Annotated in this window: 12 protein-coding genes and 1 pseudogene; 8 read left to right on the forward strand and 5 right to left on the reverse strand. The window is 61.2% G+C overall.

Annotated features, from left to right (window positions below; translation table 11 throughout):
- The first annotated feature begins 120 nt into the window (after positions 1-120).
- Positions 121-2451, forward strand: a complete 2331-nt coding sequence (locus QM780_RS12440; protein WP_415070775.1) for an AsmA family protein — start codon at positions 121-123, stop codon at positions 2449-2451.
- Positions 2452-2711: 260 nt separating this feature from the next.
- The gene (locus QM780_RS12445) at positions 2712-3266 is read left to right on the forward strand and encodes an S-adenosylmethionine decarboxylase family protein (RefSeq protein ID WP_415070776.1); all 555 of its coding nucleotides are present in this window, start codon (positions 2712-2714) and stop codon (positions 3264-3266) included.
- Positions 3267-3351: 85 nt separating this feature from the next.
- On the opposite strand, the gene QM780_RS12450 is transcribed toward QM780_RS12445, so the two are convergent.
- Positions 3352-4803, reverse strand: coding sequence for a DHA2 family efflux MFS transporter permease subunit (locus tag QM780_RS12450; RefSeq protein WP_415070777.1), 1452 nt, complete (start codon positions 4801-4803; stop codon positions 3352-3354).
- 286 nt (positions 4804-5089) lie between these two features.
- Here QM780_RS12450 and QM780_RS12455 point away from each other — a divergent pair, with 286 nt between their 5' ends.
- The 3 genes from QM780_RS12455 (at position 5090) to QM780_RS12465 (ending at position 9338) form a co-directional block, all read left to right on the forward strand.
- Positions 5090-7033 carry an acyl CoA:acetate/3-ketoacid CoA transferase gene (locus QM780_RS12455; protein WP_415070778.1) on the forward strand — a complete coding sequence of 648 codons (1944 nt, stop codon included), beginning with the start codon at positions 5090-5092 and terminating at the stop codon, positions 7031-7033.
- 95 nt (positions 7034-7128) lie between these two features.
- Positions 7129-8145, forward strand: coding sequence for a S1C family serine protease (locus tag QM780_RS12460; RefSeq protein ID WP_415070779.1), 1017 nt, complete (start codon positions 7129-7131; stop codon positions 8143-8145).
- Between the two features lie 176 nt (positions 8146-8321).
- Positions 8322-9338, forward strand: a complete 1017-nt coding sequence (locus tag QM780_RS12465) for a c-type cytochrome (RefSeq protein ID WP_415070780.1) — start codon at positions 8322-8324, stop codon at positions 9336-9338.
- A gap of 58 nt (positions 9339-9396) precedes the next feature.
- Here the strand turns inward: QM780_RS12465 and QM780_RS12470 are convergent, their stop codons facing one another.
- From QM780_RS12470 to QM780_RS12485, 4 genes and pseudogenes are all read right to left on the reverse strand, one after another.
- Complete coding sequence (locus QM780_RS12470) at positions 9397-11595, reverse strand: TonB-dependent receptor (RefSeq protein WP_415070781.1); 2199 nt, start codon at positions 11593-11595, stop codon at positions 9397-9399.
- A 233-nt stretch (positions 11596-11828) separates the two neighbouring features.
- Positions 11829-12164: a DUF2946 domain-containing protein gene (locus tag QM780_RS12475; protein ID WP_415070782.1), complete on the reverse strand. Its 336-nt coding sequence runs from the start codon at positions 12162-12164 to the stop codon at positions 11829-11831.
- 173 nt (positions 12165-12337) lie between these two features.
- Positions 12338-12664 carry a gamma-butyrobetaine hydroxylase-like domain-containing protein gene (locus tag QM780_RS12480; RefSeq protein ID WP_415072035.1) on the reverse strand — a complete coding sequence of 109 codons (327 nt, stop codon included), beginning with the start codon at positions 12662-12664 and terminating at the stop codon, positions 12338-12340.
- Positions 12665-12694: 30 nt separating this feature from the next.
- Positions 12695-13877 (reverse strand): annotated as a pseudogene (locus tag QM780_RS12485) (P-loop NTPase); the annotation flags it as partial.
- Positions 13878-14030: 153 nt separating this feature from the next.
- Between QM780_RS12485 and mobA the strand changes: the two are divergent.
- The 3 genes from mobA (at position 14031) to moaA (ending at position 16485) form a co-directional block, all read left to right on the forward strand.
- Positions 14031-14663, forward strand: a complete 633-nt coding sequence (mobA, locus tag QM780_RS12490) for a molybdenum cofactor guanylyltransferase MobA (RefSeq protein WP_415070783.1) — start codon at positions 14031-14033, stop codon at positions 14661-14663.
- Positions 14660-15220, forward strand: a complete 561-nt coding sequence (gene mobB / locus QM780_RS12495) for a molybdopterin-guanine dinucleotide biosynthesis protein B (RefSeq protein WP_415072036.1) — start codon at positions 14660-14662, stop codon at positions 15218-15220. The genes mobA and mobB overlap by 4 nt, the downstream gene beginning before the upstream one ends.
- A 242-nt stretch (positions 15221-15462) precedes the next feature.
- Positions 15463-16485, forward strand: a complete 1023-nt coding sequence (moaA, locus tag QM780_RS12500; protein WP_415070784.1) for a GTP 3',8-cyclase MoaA — start codon at positions 15463-15465, stop codon at positions 16483-16485.
- Positions 16486-16547 lie beyond the last annotated feature (62 nt).

Raw genomic sequence — 16547 nt, forward strand, 5'->3', positions numbered from 1 at the left:
CGATCCACAACCAGGGGATTGTTCGCCGCAGACTTCAGCGGCCCGCAAGTGACATAATTGAACTCGATATTTTGCGCGATTTGCGCGCGACAAGGTTCGCCGCCCTGAACGAGGAACTTGATGGCTCCGCAATACCCCGTGCCGCCCCCTCCGCCGCTGCCGCCACGGCCCTCGCCGCGCCCGGCATTCGAGCGGGCGCCGCTCGGTTCCGGCCCTCGTCGCGGGCCGCCGCCGCCCGGAGGGCCGAAGAGACCGCCGCCCGCGCGCCGCGGCGGCGTGCTGACGGGCATCATCTATTTCCTGGTTTTCGTTCTGGTCGCGGGCGGCGCGGGGATCGGCTACCTGCTGCTCAATCCTCCGAGCGATTTCATCCGGCAGAAGATTACCGAACAGGTGAAAGCGCAAACCGGCCGTGATCTCGCGATCGCCGGGGCCGCATCGTTCGACTTCTTCCCCTCGCTCGGCGTTTCTCTCCACGATGTCTCGCTGTCGGGACCGCCAGAGATGGGCGGTTCGCTGGTTCATGCCGAGGCGCTGCAAGTCAGCATCGAGCCGATGTCGCTTCTCAAGCGGAAGCCAAAGATCAATTCGGTAACGCTCAAGCGTCCGGAATTCGATTTGAGGGTCGACAAGGACGGGCGGAGGAATTGGAAGTTCGCATCGTTCGCCGCGCCAGTTCGATTTGCGGAGCTGCAAACGCGCGGCACCTCCAGTGATACGCCGGTGTTCAAAGTCGCTGCGGCAGAAACCGACAACGACGGAGCGCAGACTGCGGTCGTCAGGGATGTGCAGCTCGACGACGTCAATATTCAAGATGGGACGTTCCGCTTCACGGATGAGCGGACGGGACGCAAGTCGGAGGTTTCCGGGCTCAATCTGAAGTTTGCGCTGCCGTCGATCAAAAGCCCGCTCGTCGCCAACGGCAACTTCGTCTGGCACGATCAGAGGCTCGATTTCGACGGCAAAATCGAGAACGTGCGTGGGCTTCTGATGAATGCACCGGCGCATCTGTCGTTCTCGACGAAGAACCCGCTGATCGCGGCGTCCTATGACGGCGATCTGACGATCGCGGAGGGCGCTGTTCTCGACGGCCAAGTGTCGGCTAATGCGGACTCCGCGCGACAACTGGCGAACTGGTTCGGCACGCGGCTGCCACCGGTCTCGGGCTTTGGCCCGCTCACCATTCAGGGCAAACTGCAGACTGCGGATAACGTGACCATCTTCTCGGACGCAAAGTTCGCGCTCGATGGCGAAACGGCGACCGGTACCATCAAGGTCACGACCGGCGGCGAGCGCCCCTTCGTCGAAGCCAATCTTGCGATCGCAGAACTCGATCTCAACAAGTATCTGACAAGCGCGGTGACAGGCGCGCTCGCCACGGAGGGCACGTCGCCAGAAACGTCTGCGCCTCAACAGGGCGGTACGCCGGCGGAGCCGGATCAGATCCAGAAGCTGCTCGATAAACAAGGCACCAAGGTTTATGGCGTCGAGCAGCGCGAGGGCTGGTCGAGCGAAACGCTGAACTTGACGCTTCTCGGTGTCGCCGACGGCAACGCGCACGTCACTGTCGGCAAGCTTCATTTCAAGAATGTCTCAATCGGGCAGTCGTCGGTCGACGTCGCGGTCAAGGACCGGGCGATGCAGGCGACGTTCAACGACGTGGCGCTTTACCAAGGCCACGGACGTGGCGTCCTGACCATCAACGGTTCGGCCGGGACGGCGAACATCGGCGCGAACTTCGATCTGAGCAGCGTCTCGGCGCTGCCGTTTCTGAAGGATGCAGCCAATTTCGGCTGGGTTGCCGGTAACGCCAACGTCAAGCTGCAGCTGGCGGCCAATGGCGCGAGCCAACTGCAGCTGATCGAAAGCCTCAACGGCACGGCGGGTTTCCAATTTTCCGACGGCGCGATCGTGGGCTTCAGTCTGCCCGGAGCGCTGCGCGGGCTCTCGCAAGGCAATTTCGGCGCGCTCAGGACTTCGCCGTCCGAGAAGACCGATTTCAGCGCGCTGGCGGCGACCTTCACAGTCGCCAACGGCGTGGCGCAGAACCAGGATCTGCAGCTTGTGAGCCCGCTTCTCAGGGTTAGCGGCGGCGGCGTCATCCATATGCCGGAGCGGACCGTCGATTATACGGTCAAGCCGCGGCTCATCGCGTCTCTCGAAGGCCAAGGCGGCGACGCGCAAGCCTCAGGCATCGAAGTTCCGGTGCGGATTGTCGGCTCCTGGGACCATCCGAGCTACCATCCGGACCTCAAAGGCGTGCTTTCCGATCCGAACAAGACGATGGATGCGATCAAGCAGATCGGAAAGAAGCTCAAAGGCAAGAACAGCGACCAGATCGTCGACGAGCTTTTCGGCAAGAACAGCGACGATGCGTCGACCGAGAAGACGAAAAAGAGCGCGAAGAACCTGCTGAACAAATTATTCGGCAAGGCGGACGAGCAAAATTAGCGGATTTTTTACGGCTCAATTGCGCTTCGACGACGAAAAATCCGCGCCAGGATCTTGTCGCAAAACCCTTCGTTAAGTCGCTGAGGCATCAAGCCGAAAAAAAATTGGCGCAGGGGCAAAAAAGGTCTTGCGTAGGGGGGGCGTTGGCCTCATATGCACGCTCTCTCGTCTGTCCACCTGCCAACATGGTCGAGGTTTTCCAGAGCCAATGAGGTAAGGAGCGGGCGAGTCAAACCTATCTGCTGGTTGGGGAGGGTCATATGGCCTTTAATGACACCCTCTTCCAATTGGGGATGGACTTAACTCGTTCAAGCACCGCCCAAAAGGAAGATCACGCGCGCGCTGCGTTCTACACGGAAGTCGAGGACTCGCTGTCGAGTCCGGTTACCGAGCGAAGCGTTAGTAGTGCAGGGACTACGATCTTTATCGATCTTCACGGCGCCAAGCGCCTCGACGACGTCAAGTCGGCCGAGCGCGCGACGAAGCGTGCCGTCGAAAATCTGGGCCTCAAGCTCAAGAGCCTCCACCTCGATCGCGTCGCCGGCGGCGGCGTGTCGGGTGTCGCGGTCTTGAGCTCCGGGCACCTGTCTCTGCAGGCTTGCTCGCGGACCGGCTTTGCGGCCGTCGACGCTCGCGGATGCAATGGGCTGACGCCTTCGAAGGCGCTGCTCGCTCTCGCCAACGCCTTCGGGGCGCGCGAGGCCGTCATCCAGCGCAAGCGGACGGCGTCCGAGGTTGCCGTGCCTGCCGTGCGCCTGGTGCCTGCGGCACCGCGCAAGGCCCAGCGCCAGAAGGCTCAAGCGAAGGCGGCTTAAGCCGCTTCGTCTCTTCACGACAGCAATAGGTTGCCGCGATCGGGATGCGCTCCGATCGCGGCTATTGCTGTTTGCGCAATTATCGTCAGCCGATATGGCCCTGGCTGACGCGGGCGACTTCCTTGGCGGGTTCGGCGACCTTGAGCGCCTCGGTCGGTAAGAGCGACGCGCCCGCCGAGCCGGACAGCCTTGCGAAGAAGAAGATCGACGACGCCGATACCAAGCCGATCAAGACGAAGACCGGCGGGAAATGCGCAGCATCAATGACGCTGCCGCCGCGCAGGTATTGCATGTACTGCAGGCCCATCGCCGCAATGGTGACGCCGACAGATCCTGACAGCTCCTGGCAAACGGCGGCGAAGCTCGTCGCGCGGCTCAGGCGCTCAGGCGGCACGTCGGCGTAGGCAAGGGTGTTGACGCTCGTGAACTGCAGCGATCGCGCCAAACCTCCGGCCAGGAACAGCGCAACGATCAGTAGCGGCGGCGTACTGGCGACGAACAGCGACGGCAGGGCCGAGAACAGGCTGGAAATCACGGCAACGGTGATCAGCACGCGGCGGAATCCATAGCGGCGGAGGATGGCGGCCGCCTGCGTCTTCATGAACATGGCGCCGATGCCGGTGGCGAATGTCATCAGGCCCGATTGAAACGCCGTCATGCCGAAGCCGGTCTGGAACAACAGCGGCAGCAGAAACGGACCGGCGCCGAGGCCCGTGCGGAACAAGAAGCCTCCGACGACAGCGGCACGATAGGTCGGGATCGCCAGCAGGCGCAGATCGATGATCGGCGCCGGGGCGTTGAGCGCGTGCCAAACGTAAAGCCCCAGAAGCGCGGCGCCTGAAAACGTGATGAGCAGAACAGTATCGCGGTCGAGAAGGCCGAGCCCCATCATCGTCACGCCCGTCAGAAACAGCGAAAGGCCGGGGCCGACCAGAAAGAAACCGCGCGTGTCGAACGTGCTCGGACCGCTTTCGCGTGTATCGGGGATGAGACGCGTCACCAGCACGATGCCAAGGAGCGCCACAGGAATATTGATCCAGAAGATCCAGCGCCAGTTGAAGTAGGTGGTGATGAAGCCGCCCAACGGCGGTCCAAGCACGGGTCCGACAAGCGCGGGAACGGTGAGCCACGCGATGGCATTGATCATGTCGGCCTTTGGAATGGTGCGCAGCACAATCAACCGCCCGACAGGCGCCATCATGGCTCCGCCCATTCCCTGCAGAACGCGGGCGGCAACGAGCGAGCCGAGGTCGGTCGAAAGGCCGCAAGCAATAGAGCCAAGCGAAAAAACGGCCATAGCGGCGCGGAAGACATTTTTCGCGCCAAACCGGTCGGCCATCCAGCCCGACGCCGGAATGAAAACCGCCAACGCCAGCAAATAGGTCGTTACCGCAAGCTTAAGGTGAATGGGGTTGCTGTGGAGGTCTTTGGCGATTGCGGGCAGCGATGTCGCAAGCACGGTCGCATCGAGGTTCTCCATAAAGAGGCCCGTGGCGACGATCAGAGGTATGAAATTGCGTCTAAATTGTTCGGTCATGGCGGGTTGTCTAGCACGCGTTAAACGATTGGCGGTTGCTCTTTCCGCCGTGCGTCTGGCGCGCACCTCAATTGCAATCGGGTGCGGCATATCCCGCCCTACCGACCTCCGGATAGGTGCGAATTACCCCCTTGAGTGGTGCGGACCCGTCAGAGCTAAGCTATGCGCGTTGATAGGCTGGGCGCATAATTCGGTGCTCGGTACAAAACAAACAACAGCACGGGTTTTGCAGGGGCCGGTCGAAGCCCTACCTCTCCCAAGGCTGTGACTGGGGAAACGCATCGCAATGGTTACCAACAAGGTCATCTCGGCAGACGAAGCCATCGCGCGGATCGGTAACGGAGCCGTGGTCACGACGACCGGTTTCGTCCAAAGCTGTATCCCAGAGGCGCTGCATGCCGCACTGGAGAAACGCTTCGTTGAAACCGGTGCGCCTCGCGACTTAACCCTGATCATGTGCGCGGGCGCCGGCGACAGCAAGGGCTTGGGCACCGGCCGCCTTTATCATGATGGCCTTTTGAAGCGCGTCATCGCCGCCAACTTCGGGCGCATGCCGAAGGTTGCAGAGGCGGCGCAGAACGACAAGATCCAGGGTTACAACCTGCCGCAAGGCGTGATCTCGAAGCTTTATCGCAGCTGCGCATCCGGAAGCCCCGGCCTTTTCACCCGCGTCGGCCTGCACACCTACGTCGATCCGCGGCTTGGCGGCGGCAAGGTCAATACGAAGACGAAGGAAGATCTCGTCAAGCTCGTCGAAGTCGACGGCAAAGAGTGGCTGTTCTACAAGGCGACGCCGATCAATGTCGCTCTTATCCGGGCGACGAGCGCGGACTCTCTCGGCAATCTCAGCATGGAGAGGGAAGCGCTGACGCTCGACGTTCTGGCGCAGGCGATGGCCGCCCACAACAACGGCGGCGTCGTCATTGCGCAGGTCGAGCGTGTCGTGGCGGAAGGTTCGATCAAACCGAAAGACGTGAAGGTTCCGGGCATCCTCGTCGATTGCGTGGTGATCGCCGACCCGCCCGAAATGCACCGCATGAACTATGGCGTTATGTATGATCCGGGCCTTGCCGGCGAGGTGCGCGTCACCGTCGACAGCCTGCCTAAGATGGACCTCGACGAACGCAAGATCATCGCACGGCGGGCTTCGTTCGAGCTGCCGCCCAATGGTGTCATCAATCTCGGAGTCGGCGCTCCCGACGGCGTCGCAAACGTCGCGAACGAAGAAAAAGTCACGCCCTACCTCGTCATGACGACGGAAGCGGGCGCGGTTGGCGGCGTGCTCGCCGGCGGATCGAGCTTCGGCTCATCGGCAAATGCCCATTCGATCCTCGACCAGAACCAGATGTTCGATTTCTACCATGGCGGCGGCCTCGATCTGACCTGCCTCGGCATGGCGGAATGCGACAGCGTCGGCAACGTCAATACCAGCAAGTTCGGCGGCAAGCTCAACGGCTGCGGCGGCTTCATCGACATTTCGCAGAATGCGCGCGCGGTAGTATTCGCGGGCACGTTCACGGCGGGCGGCCTCAAGATCGCGATCGAAGACGGCAAGCTGCGCATCCTGCAGGAAGGGCGCGCCAAGAAGTTCGTCAAACAGGTCGAGCAGGTGACGTTTTCGGGCAAATATGCCGCCCAGAAAGGCCAGCCCGTCATCTACGTCACCGAGCGGTGCGTGTTCCAGTTGACCGACCACGGCCTCGAACTGATCGAAGTGGCGCCCGGCATCGAAATCGAGCGCGACATCCTTCCGCACATGGCGTTCAAGCCGCACATCCACAATCCGGTGCCGATGAACCCGCGGCTCTTTGTCGATAAGCCGATGGATCTGCTTGCCGATCTTCTCAATCAGAATTTGAAGGATCGCATCAGCTACGATGCGGCTCGCAACATTCTCAACATCGACCTGAAGGCGTGGAGCGTGCGCAAGAAGGCAGATGTCAGCGATCTGAAAACGGCGATCGTCGATGCCTGCAAGGCAACAGGCAAGCGCGTCGATGCCATGATCAACCAGGACGGTTGCCGGATCGCCGAAGACCTCTACGACGATTATGCCGACATGGTGGCTTACGTCACGAAAAACCACTACGGCCGGTCGGCGCGCTACGCCACGAGCGCGATCACGCGCAACAAGCTGCAAGAGGCGCTTCGCAGGCGAGGCCTCGATACGCATGTGTTCGAGAGCGCCGACGCGGCTTATGAGTCGCTCGAACGCCAAGCCGCGGAGTAGGAATACTCACGAAGAGCCGGCCCCCCAGGGGCGGGCCTTGATGAGATTGATGACCGTCGCCATCTATCCGCGACGTCATTCTCATCAGGTGCATCATGGATTACAGCATTTTCCGCGTTTTCGATGACTCCGGCGCAGAACGCGAGAGCGTTCTGCCGAACGCCGTTGCGCGCGATGATACCGCCCTCATGGACGCTTACAGCAATGCCGTCGTCGACGTCGTCGATGCGGTGTCGCCTGCCGTCGTGCACGTGCAGGTGAAAAGCACGCGCGGCGGCCGAACAGGGCAAGGTTCAGGCAGCGGGGTGGTCGTATCGCCGGACGGCCTCGTGCTCACCAACAACCACGTCATCGAGGGGGCGCAGTCGATCGCGCTCGTTCAAAGCGACGGACAACGCTTCGGAGCACGCCTCGTCGGCCGCGATCCGGATACCGATATCGCGGTGCTGCGCGCAGAGACGACGGAGCGACTGAAATTCGCGCGCCTTGCGAATTCCAAGAAGCTGCGGCCCGGACAGATCGCAATCGCGATCGGCAATCCGCTGGGCTTTCAGTCGAGCGTGACGGCCGGCATCATCAGCGCCGTCGGACGATCTCTCAGGGCCGAGAATGGACGCCTGATCGACGACGTCGTCCAGACGGACGCTGCGCTCAACCCGGGTAACTCGGGCGGACCGCTCGTCAATTCGTCGGGGCATGTCATCGGCATCAACACCGCGACGATCATGGGCGCGCAGGGGCTATGCTTCGCGGTGGCGTCGAACACGGCGGAATACGTGCTGACGCAGATCCTCAGCCATGGCCGGGTTCGGCGCGGTGTGCTCGGCATCGTGGCGGAGCATGTCGCACTGCCGCAACGGATTCGCCACGCGCTCGGTTTGACGCAGGCTGGCGCGATCGGAATTCGCAGCGTGCAGAGCCCGGGACCGGCGGAGACGGCGGGCCTCAAGGCCGGCGACATCATGATCGCGCTCGACGGCGCGGCGATCGCGGGCGTCGATGACGTCGCTCGCGTGCTTGATGCGAAGCATATCAATCAGAAGGTGCTCGCGACCGTCCTGCGCGCCGGCGAAAAGCTTGAATTTTCGATCGTGCCGGAAGAACGGAATTGACGACTGTGATCCTCGGGGCAAGCCCTCGGGGATGACAGTCGTCGTCGATGTTTCGCTGCGACAGCGAAGAAATGCGCAGGGCGACGCTCATATAGCGGTAGGCATGTCGCCAAGAACATGCTGACAAAGTCGGGCGATTCTTCATAATTCCGGCTCGCTTCAAAACGGTGTGAGCCATGGTCACAACCAGATTTTCACTTTTGCTTTGCGCGGGCTCGCTGGCGTTGCTCGCTGGCGCAGCATCACGGACTAGCCTGGCCGAGGACACGCCGAAATCCGCGGCTCCGACGGCGAAGGAAGAGGCCTGGACGGTTCCAGACATCGATAAATTGCCGGACGACGTCTGGGGTCGTACCGTGCGATACGGCCGCGATCTGATCAGCAAGACGTCGACCCTCATTGGTCCGGAGGTGGCAGACGCCTCGAAGCGATTTGCTGGCAATAATCTCGACTGCCAGAGCTGCCACATCAACGCCGGCACGGTTGAATTCGCGCTTCCGCTGATCGGCGTCTATGGCGACTTCCCGGCATATATCTCACGCACGGGAAGCGTCGGGACGATCGAGGATCGCATTCAAGGTTGCATGGAGCGGAGCATGAACGGCCAACCTCTGCCGGCCGAAGGCGCCGAAATGCTGGCTCTCGTCTCGTATTTGAAATTTCTTTCGACGGGGCGTCCGGTCGGCGGCGCGACGTATGGTGACGGCAGCGGCAGGATGCCGGAACTCAACCGCGCAGCCGATCCTGTCAAAGGCCGCACGATCTTCGCAAACACATGCGCGGCCTGCCATGGAAATCAAGGGGAAGGCCAGCGCGTCGGCAAAATCGGCGATGCAAAAGGCTATGTGTTTCCGCCGCTTTGGGGGCCGGATAGTTTCAACAACGGCGCCGGTATGGACAGGCTGATCTACACCGCGAACTTCTTGCACAGCGATATGCCCGCCGGCACGACGTGGAATAATCCCACTCTATCGACCGAGGATGCCTGGGACGTTGCGGCCTACATCGTTTCGCAGCCCCGCCCGGTCAAGCCGAATTTGGATGAGGACTATCCGAACAAGCTCGAAAAGCCTGTCGATACGCCATACGGGCCGTATGCCGACGATTTCCCCGCCGAGCAACACAAGTATGGGCCGTTTGCACCGATCGAGGCCGCCATCAAGAAGCTGAAGGCCGCCGAGGTGGCACGGTAATTGGGATCGCGTGGCCGGAAGAAACACACCTCCGGCCACGCTGTATCATCGCTATTTCCTAGAACGCCACGGTTACTCCGGCGTTGAACGAGCGGCCTTGTCCAGGCACGGGTGAGATCAGGCCGACCTCGCCTGCCGCGGCGTAGTCCGCCCAATCAACTCCGCCGAGCGGCGGGTAATAGAGCTTGTCGAACAAGTTTTCGATGGCGAAGTCGAAACGCACGTTCTGCCACTGATAGCTCGATCGCAGATCGACAAGCGCATAGCCGGGCGTCGTCGGCTCGTGACGCAGCTCGTTGACGTCGTCCTTGGCGTTGACCATCGTCAGCTGGACGGCATTCGACCAGTTGCCGAGCTGATGGCTGAGCGTCAGCTGGGCGTTGAGCGGCATCATGTGATAGAGTGCGTCGCCGGTATCGAGGTTTTCACCGTTGACGTAGCCGACGATGCCGGAGAGGCCGAATTGGCCATAGACGGAGCTTTCCCAGAAATTGACGCTGCCCGAGACATTGACGCCATAGAGCTGCGCGTCATGGTTGGCAAACTGCAGCGTCACGAACTCGCTCGACTGCATCGCCATCGCGCTCATGCCGCCCATGTCCATACCGCTCATGCTCGATTGCGACTTCAGGAAGTTGGCATCGATGTAGTCTTGCACATACGTGTAGTATGGAGTGACCTTGATGTCCCACACGCGGCGCTCACGATCGTGCCAGCCGGCTGTGACGCTTACGGTGTTGCCGATCTCGGGCTTTAAGTCGAGATTGCCGACATAGCCGTTGGCGTCGCCGTACCAGCCGATCATATCGGCGGCCATAGCACCAGTGCTCCACGCGTATCGCTCGTAGAGATTTGGCGAGCGCGTCTTGCGAGCGTAACCAACTTCATAAGTCTCGTTCGCCGACGGTTCGTAGCGGGTCAGTGCGGTGACGTCGAAGTTTGCGTCGGTGCGCTCATGACTGCGCGCATTGAAGGCGGCCGCATCGGCTGCGTACATTGAGCTGTAGCCGGTGACGTCGCCGGTATCCATCCACACCATGTCGTTGCGGACACCGATAAGCGTGCTCCAGGCAGGATCCCAGCGGTGCTCCCACTCCGCGAAGGTGCCAAGCCGCTCGCGAGTTCCGTGATTGATGTCGACGAACGTATCCGGCCCCATCATCGGAGCCATGCCCGCGACCGGCGGCCACCAATCGTTCAGCGTCTGGCGATGGAATTCATTGCCGACGCGAAGAATATCGACAGTCGTAAGCGGGATTTCGGCTTTAACGGAATAGCCGGCGTCGGTGCCGTCGACGCTCATCGGCATGACGCCGGATTTATCCGCCAGCATGTCCATCCGATGCTTGGTTTCGTGATAGAACGCGCGAAAATCGAGCGTGCCCCAATCATGATGCGTCAGCGAGCGCAGGTTGAAGAGCCAGGCGTCATTGTCGACCATATCCATCCGCTGGTTGACGAAGCCCTGATAGGGAACCGACGCATAGATGCCCTGGAAGGTGAAGATATCTTCGCCGTTCTTGATGCCCAGCGTCAGCGAATGGTTGTATGCTTCATAAAGCGTCGAGCGAACGATCGGGCCATCGTCGCCTCGGGAATAATCGTCGGATTTTGCCCAAGCGCCCGAGTAACCAATGCTGAAGTTCTGCGTCGCGGCCTCTGCGTGAGCCGACGTGGTCACGCCGTCGCCGTTGCTGCGATAGAATGCGGATATGCTGCCAGAGGTCCGCACTCCTTCATCTACGTCGGCGAACTCCGGCGGACGCGATTCGACGATGATCGTGCCGCCAAGACTGTCGCCGCCCTTGCTGACCGGCGTCACGCCTGCAATCACCTCGGCCATCGCCACCTGCGATGGATCGATATAGGAAAGCGGCGGGTTCATCTGATTGGTGCAGGCCGGCGAGATGACCATACCGTTGATCAGAACCTTGGCGCGGTCGCCGTTCAGGCCGTTAATAGCGGGCAAGCTCGAAATGCCGCCTGACGTGTAGACGCTCACCCCCGGCACTTTGGTCAGAATCTGCGCGGTGTCGTTCGTATTTGGCAGCTGCGACTGGATGGCTTTTTTTGTCAAACGCGTGGTCGTCAGAGGAACGGCGAGGCCTTTCGAGCCGACGCCGTCAGCGAAAGTCGTATCGGTCGGCTGAGCCTTCGGGGGCGCGGTCACTGCATTCTGCGGTGAAGGCGTCGGAGCTTTTTTCTTGGCCGTCTTTTGCGTTGCTTCGCCTTTCTGCTGAACAACGACGGGTGGCATCTCTTTGGTTTGGTCTGCAGATTCTTGTGCCGTTGCGGCTCTGCTTTGAAGACAGAAGGCAATAACGGTCGTTGCAGCTGCGCTGAGCAGCTGAGTTCGCCGGCTATGGTACATGAGCATTCCCCACGTGACCGGTGCCAGCGCCCGTATCGCCGGACGCGGCTCGGTCATTCTCGAGTGATCTGATTGAGTTATGGCGAACCATCCGCACCAGCGGACGATTCAGAACGAGATCAGACGAACGCGGGGGGACCGCGGCTTCGTGCTCTTACAAGAAAGACAATGGCGAGGAGTGCTGCTTCGCTCGCATCAATTTTCTGGCCGGTCGCGACGAGAGGGCCGACCGTCGGCGGCGCGGACGTGACAGCAAGTTGGAACGCTGCGAGACCTTTGCAGAACGGGCAATTTGAAGTTTTTCCGTCGGGCTGCTCGGAGCGCGATTTGCCGCTTTCGCAAATGAAATCGGCGAAGCTGCCGAAATCAGCGACAAAGAGAAAATGCCTCAATTCGGAAATGAGGTGATTTGGAAGAAGAGACGCGAAATTGATTACGCCGAGCAGCGCGAACACTGCCCAGACGCTATGCCGTCTTTTTCTTCCCCATCCCCATGTCATGAGAAAACGGTAAGTTCGAAGTCAGGGTGGCGTCAACACATTTGCTTCGAAATTAAAAGCCGGAGAAACAGGACACATCCACGTTGTTGCAATTGTGAACCAGCTCTTATTTCTTTTAAAAATAGGACCTATTCACGCGTCAGGCCCTTTGCGGAAAGTTCTTCGAGATATTGGCCCCAGCGCTGCTCTTTTTCGCGGCCGATGAGGTGGAGATAACCCCAGGTGTAGAGGCCGGTGTTGTGACCGTCGTCAAAGGCGATGCGGGTCGCGTAATTGCCGACAGGCTTCATACTGGTGATTTTGACGTGCTTCTTCCTCGGCACGGTGATGCGCTGTGAGGGCGAGTGACCCTGGACCTCGGCGGACGGGCTGACGACGCGCAGAAACTCGGCTGGAAGCTCGAAGGTGCGGCCGTCGGGAAATGCCGCCTTCAGCGTCTGGCCGCCGTCGATGATTTCGAGTGCGGGCGGCGGCGTGAGCGTGCCTTTGGCGCGCTCGACTTCGGCCCACGTGCGGGCGGCGATATCACGGAAAATTCCGGCGTACTGGCTTTCGGGCGCTGCGGCCGTTACGGGCTTGCCGCTATCCGACATCTCGCGAATATCCATGTGCAACGGTACTTCGCCGAGGAACGGCACACCGAGCTTTTTCGCTTCATCGTGAGCGCCGCCGTGGCCGAAGACATCGGTTCGCTCACCGCATTTCGGGCAGAGGAAGTAACTCATGTTCTCGACGATGCCGAGAATGGGGACTTCGACGCGCTTGAACATCGCGATGCCTTTGCGGGCGTCGATCAGCGCCAGGTCCTGCGGCGTCGAGACGACGACGGCACCGGACAAAGGAACGCTTTGCGAGATCGTCAACTGCACGTCGCCGGTGCCGGGCGGCATGTCGATGATGAGCGCGTCGAGATCACCGGTCGATCCGGCCCAGTCGGTTTCGCGCAGCATCTGGCTCAGAGCCGAGACGACCATGGGGCCACGCCAGACGACCGGCGTACCTTCGTCGACGAGGAAGCCCATCGACATGACTTTCAGTCCCCACCCTTCGAGCGGCGTGATGGTCTTACCGTTGGCGACTTTGGGTTTACCGGTTACGCCGAGGAGGCGCGGCTGCGAGGGGCCGTAGATATCGGCGTCGACGATGCCGACCTTCAGGCCGAGCGCCTGCAGGCCGAGCGCGAGATTGACGGCGACTGTCGATTTGCCAACGCCGCCCTTGCCGGACGCAACAGCGATCACGTGATTTACGCCGGGAATGCCTTGGGCCTTTGCAGCCGTCTGGCCGCCTGCCGCCGCTTGCCGGGGGCCGGCGCCGTCACCGGTCGCTCCCTTGGCGCGGGCGGCTTGCACGCGGGGATGCTCGGGCCGAGGGCCCGAGACCGCCTTGACGGGTCCGGCCGCGACGCGAGACGCACCGGTCGTTTCGGCGGTCAGAACGGCGGTGACACCTGCAACGCCTTCGACTTGCGATACGACTTTCTCGGCGGCGAGGCGGAGCTGTTCCAGCTCTTCGGCGCGAACTCGCGGGAATGGTGATCGAAAAATACGGATGATCGTCCTTGATGAAGATCTCGGACACGAGGCCGAGATCGACGATATTACCTTCAAGGTCCGGGCCTTTGACCCGACGCAGGGCAGCGAGCACCTGTGTCTTATCGACGGACATGACTGTCTCCCGATGCGCCGAAGCGCTTTCTGTTCTATCCGCGCGATATAGGTCGAGCGGAGGCCGGTGGGAAGCGCTTACCAACGCGGCAAGCGGCACACAGCTCGAAACAGGCGGCTTGCGGCTGCTTTCGGGCCAGCCTAATCGTGGCGCATGGCGACGCCCGAACACATCCTTGGCGTGATACTGGCGGGCGGGCGTTCGCAGCGCTTCGGCGGCGGCGACAAGGGTCTCGCCGATATCGACGGCGAACCTATTCTCACGCGGGTGATCGCGCGCTTCAAGCCGCAGGTCGGGCGGCTGATTTTGAACGCCAATGGCGATGCGGACCGCTTCTCGGCATTCGGGATCGAGACGGTTGCAGATGGTGAAAGCCCTGGGCTCGGACCGCTGAGCGGGCTGCTGACCGCGATGGACTGGGCGGCGAAGCATGCCCCCGAGGTCCGTCTGATCGCGACTGTCTCATCGGATGTTCCATTTCTCCCGGATGATCTGGTTGCCAAGCTTGATGCAGCGCGCAACGGAGGGGTCGCCATCGCCCGGTCGGCAGGGCGACGCCATCCGACAATCGGGCTGTGGCCGACGCTACTGCGCCAGACGGTTGCGGATGCCTTGGACCGGCAAGCGCTGAGCGCGAACCGGCTAGCAGCCGACCTTAATGCAGTTGCGGTCGACTTTCCGATGGGCGACAGTGAGGGACAGGAGATCGACCCGTTCTTCAACGTCAATACGCACGACGATCTCACCGCTGCCCGTGCCCTCGCTCAAAAACAAACGGAAGGATAATCGTCTTGGGCAAAGCGTTTCCATCGCACGCATCGCTGCCGCTGTTCGGCATCGCCGGTTGGTCGAATTCCGGAAAGACGACGCTGATCGAAAAGCTTGCCATGCATTTTTCCGGCGAAGGACTGCGGGTGGCAACAATCAAGCACACGCATCACAAGTTCGATATCGATACGCCGGGAAGCGATACGGCACGTCACCGGGCGGCAGGCGCGGCCGAAACGGCAATCGTGTCGGGTTCGCGCGTCGCGTTCATCGAAGAGATCAATTCGGCCGGGGAACCGTCGCTCGAGGCTGTGGCGGCGCGACTGAAGCCGTCGGATGTCATCCTGGTCGAAGGTTTCAAGTCGGCCAACATTCCGAAGATCGAAGTTCGGCGGGCGGCGGTCGCCGCGGAAAAGCTGCTTTCGACGACCGATCCGCTGGTGCTTGCGATCGCGGCCGATTACGACGTCGACGCGCATGGCAAGCCGGTATTCGATCTTAACGATATCGATAATATCGCAGCTCTGATTGCCCGGACTGTCGGCCCGTTCAACCGGGTGCGGCAGCGGGCCTAATGGCCGCTAAAGCTCGAAAAGACCTGAAACAGTTGATCGTGCAGGACTGTAAGCGCTATCAGCCAAAGCACAGATGCGCTGACGAACCCCAGAACGAAGTAGCCCACCGGTTTCATGGCGTTTCCCTCCCCTCGGCCGCTATTTTCTACAATGCCGGAAAATGTGACGCGAGGACTTTGCTTGTCCTTGACGGGCCAAGGCACGATATAGCAAGGGAAGGCCCCTCCGGGAGAAGGTTCTGAATGCAGGGCGCAGCCCCAATTACCGAAACGCCGCTGGTCGACCCTTATGGCCGGTCGATTGAGTATTTGCGCGTTTCGGTGACGGATCGCTGCGATTTTCGCTGCGTCTATTGCATGACCGAGCATATGACCTTCCTGCCAAAGAAGGATCTTCTGTCGCTTGAGGAACTCGACCGGCTTTGCGCCGCGTTCGTTCGCCGCGGCGTGCGCAAGCTTCGCATCACCGGCGGCGAACCTCTGGTGCGACGCAACATCCTTTGGCTGTTCCGTGCGCTTGGCCGCCACCTCGAATCCGGTGCCCTCGACGAGCTGACGCTGACGACCAACGCCAGCCAGCTCGAAAAACATGCGCGCGATCTGCATTCTGCAGGTGTCCGCCGGATCAACGTCTCGCTCGACACGCTCGATCCGGATAAGTTCCGGCGCGTGACGCGTTGGGGCGATCTCGCAACCGTGATGCGCGGTGTCGATGCGGCGGAGGCCGCGGGCATCAAGGTGAAGTTCAACGCGGTGGCGCTCAAGGGCATCAACGAAGACGAGATCGAGAGCCTCATCCGCTTCGCGCACGGCCGCGGTGCCGACCTGACGCTGATCGAGACGATGCCGCTCGGCGATATCGGCGATGACCGCACCGATCAATATTTGCCGCTGTCGATCGTGCGTGCGCGGCTGATGGACCGGTTGACGCTCGAAGATAATCCGTACCGGACCGGCGGACCGGCGCGCTACGTGACCGTGAAAGAGACCGGCGGCCGTCTCGGCTTCATCACGCCGTTGACGCACAATTTCTGCGAAAGCTGCAACCGGGTGCGCGTGACGTGCACGGGGCGGCTTTATATGTGCCTCGGCCAAGAGGACGACGCCGACCTCAGAGCGCCGCTGAGAGCCTCGCTGGACGATACCCTGCTTGGTGCTGCCATCGTCGAGGCCATTTCGCGAAAGCCGAAAGGCCACGATTTCATCATCGATCGCCGCACGAAGAAGCCCGCCGTCAGCCGCCACATGAGCGTCACGGGCGGTTGAGTCGCAGGCGGCCCGCGCCGCCTTCACTCTTACTCAATCACAATGCTCTAGCGTCGAAACAT

The organism is Hyphomicrobium sp. (genome assembly GCF_047600905.1).
Taxonomy (GTDB): domain Bacteria; phylum Pseudomonadota; class Alphaproteobacteria; order Rhizobiales; family Hyphomicrobiaceae; genus Hyphomicrobium_B.

Coding starts and splice junctions, on each gene's coding strand:
- QM780_RS12440 (WP_415070775.1), top strand. CDS start 121: ATGGCTCCGCAATACCCCGTGCCGCCCCCTCCGCCGCTGCCGCCACGG.
- QM780_RS12445 (WP_415070776.1), top strand. CDS start 2,712: ATGGCCTTTAATGACACCCTCTTCCAATTGGGGATGGACTTAACTCGT.
- QM780_RS12450 (WP_415070777.1), bottom strand. CDS start 4,803: ATGACCGAACAATTTAGACGCAATTTCATACCTCTGATCGTCGCCACG.
- QM780_RS12455 (WP_415070778.1), top strand. CDS start 5,090: ATGGTTACCAACAAGGTCATCTCGGCAGACGAAGCCATCGCGCGGATC.
- QM780_RS12460 (WP_415070779.1), top strand. CDS start 7,129: ATGGATTACAGCATTTTCCGCGTTTTCGATGACTCCGGCGCAGAACGC.
- QM780_RS12465 (WP_415070780.1), top strand. CDS start 8,322: ATGGTCACAACCAGATTTTCACTTTTGCTTTGCGCGGGCTCGCTGGCG.
- QM780_RS12470 (WP_415070781.1), bottom strand. CDS start 11,595: ATGCCACCCGTCGTTGTTCAGCAGAAAGGCGAAGCAACGCAAAAGACG.
- mobA (WP_415070783.1), top strand. CDS start 14,031: ATGGCGACGCCCGAACACATCCTTGGCGTGATACTGGCGGGCGGGCGT.
- moaA (WP_415070784.1), top strand. CDS start 15,463: ATGCAGGGCGCAGCCCCAATTACCGAAACGCCGCTGGTCGACCCTTAT.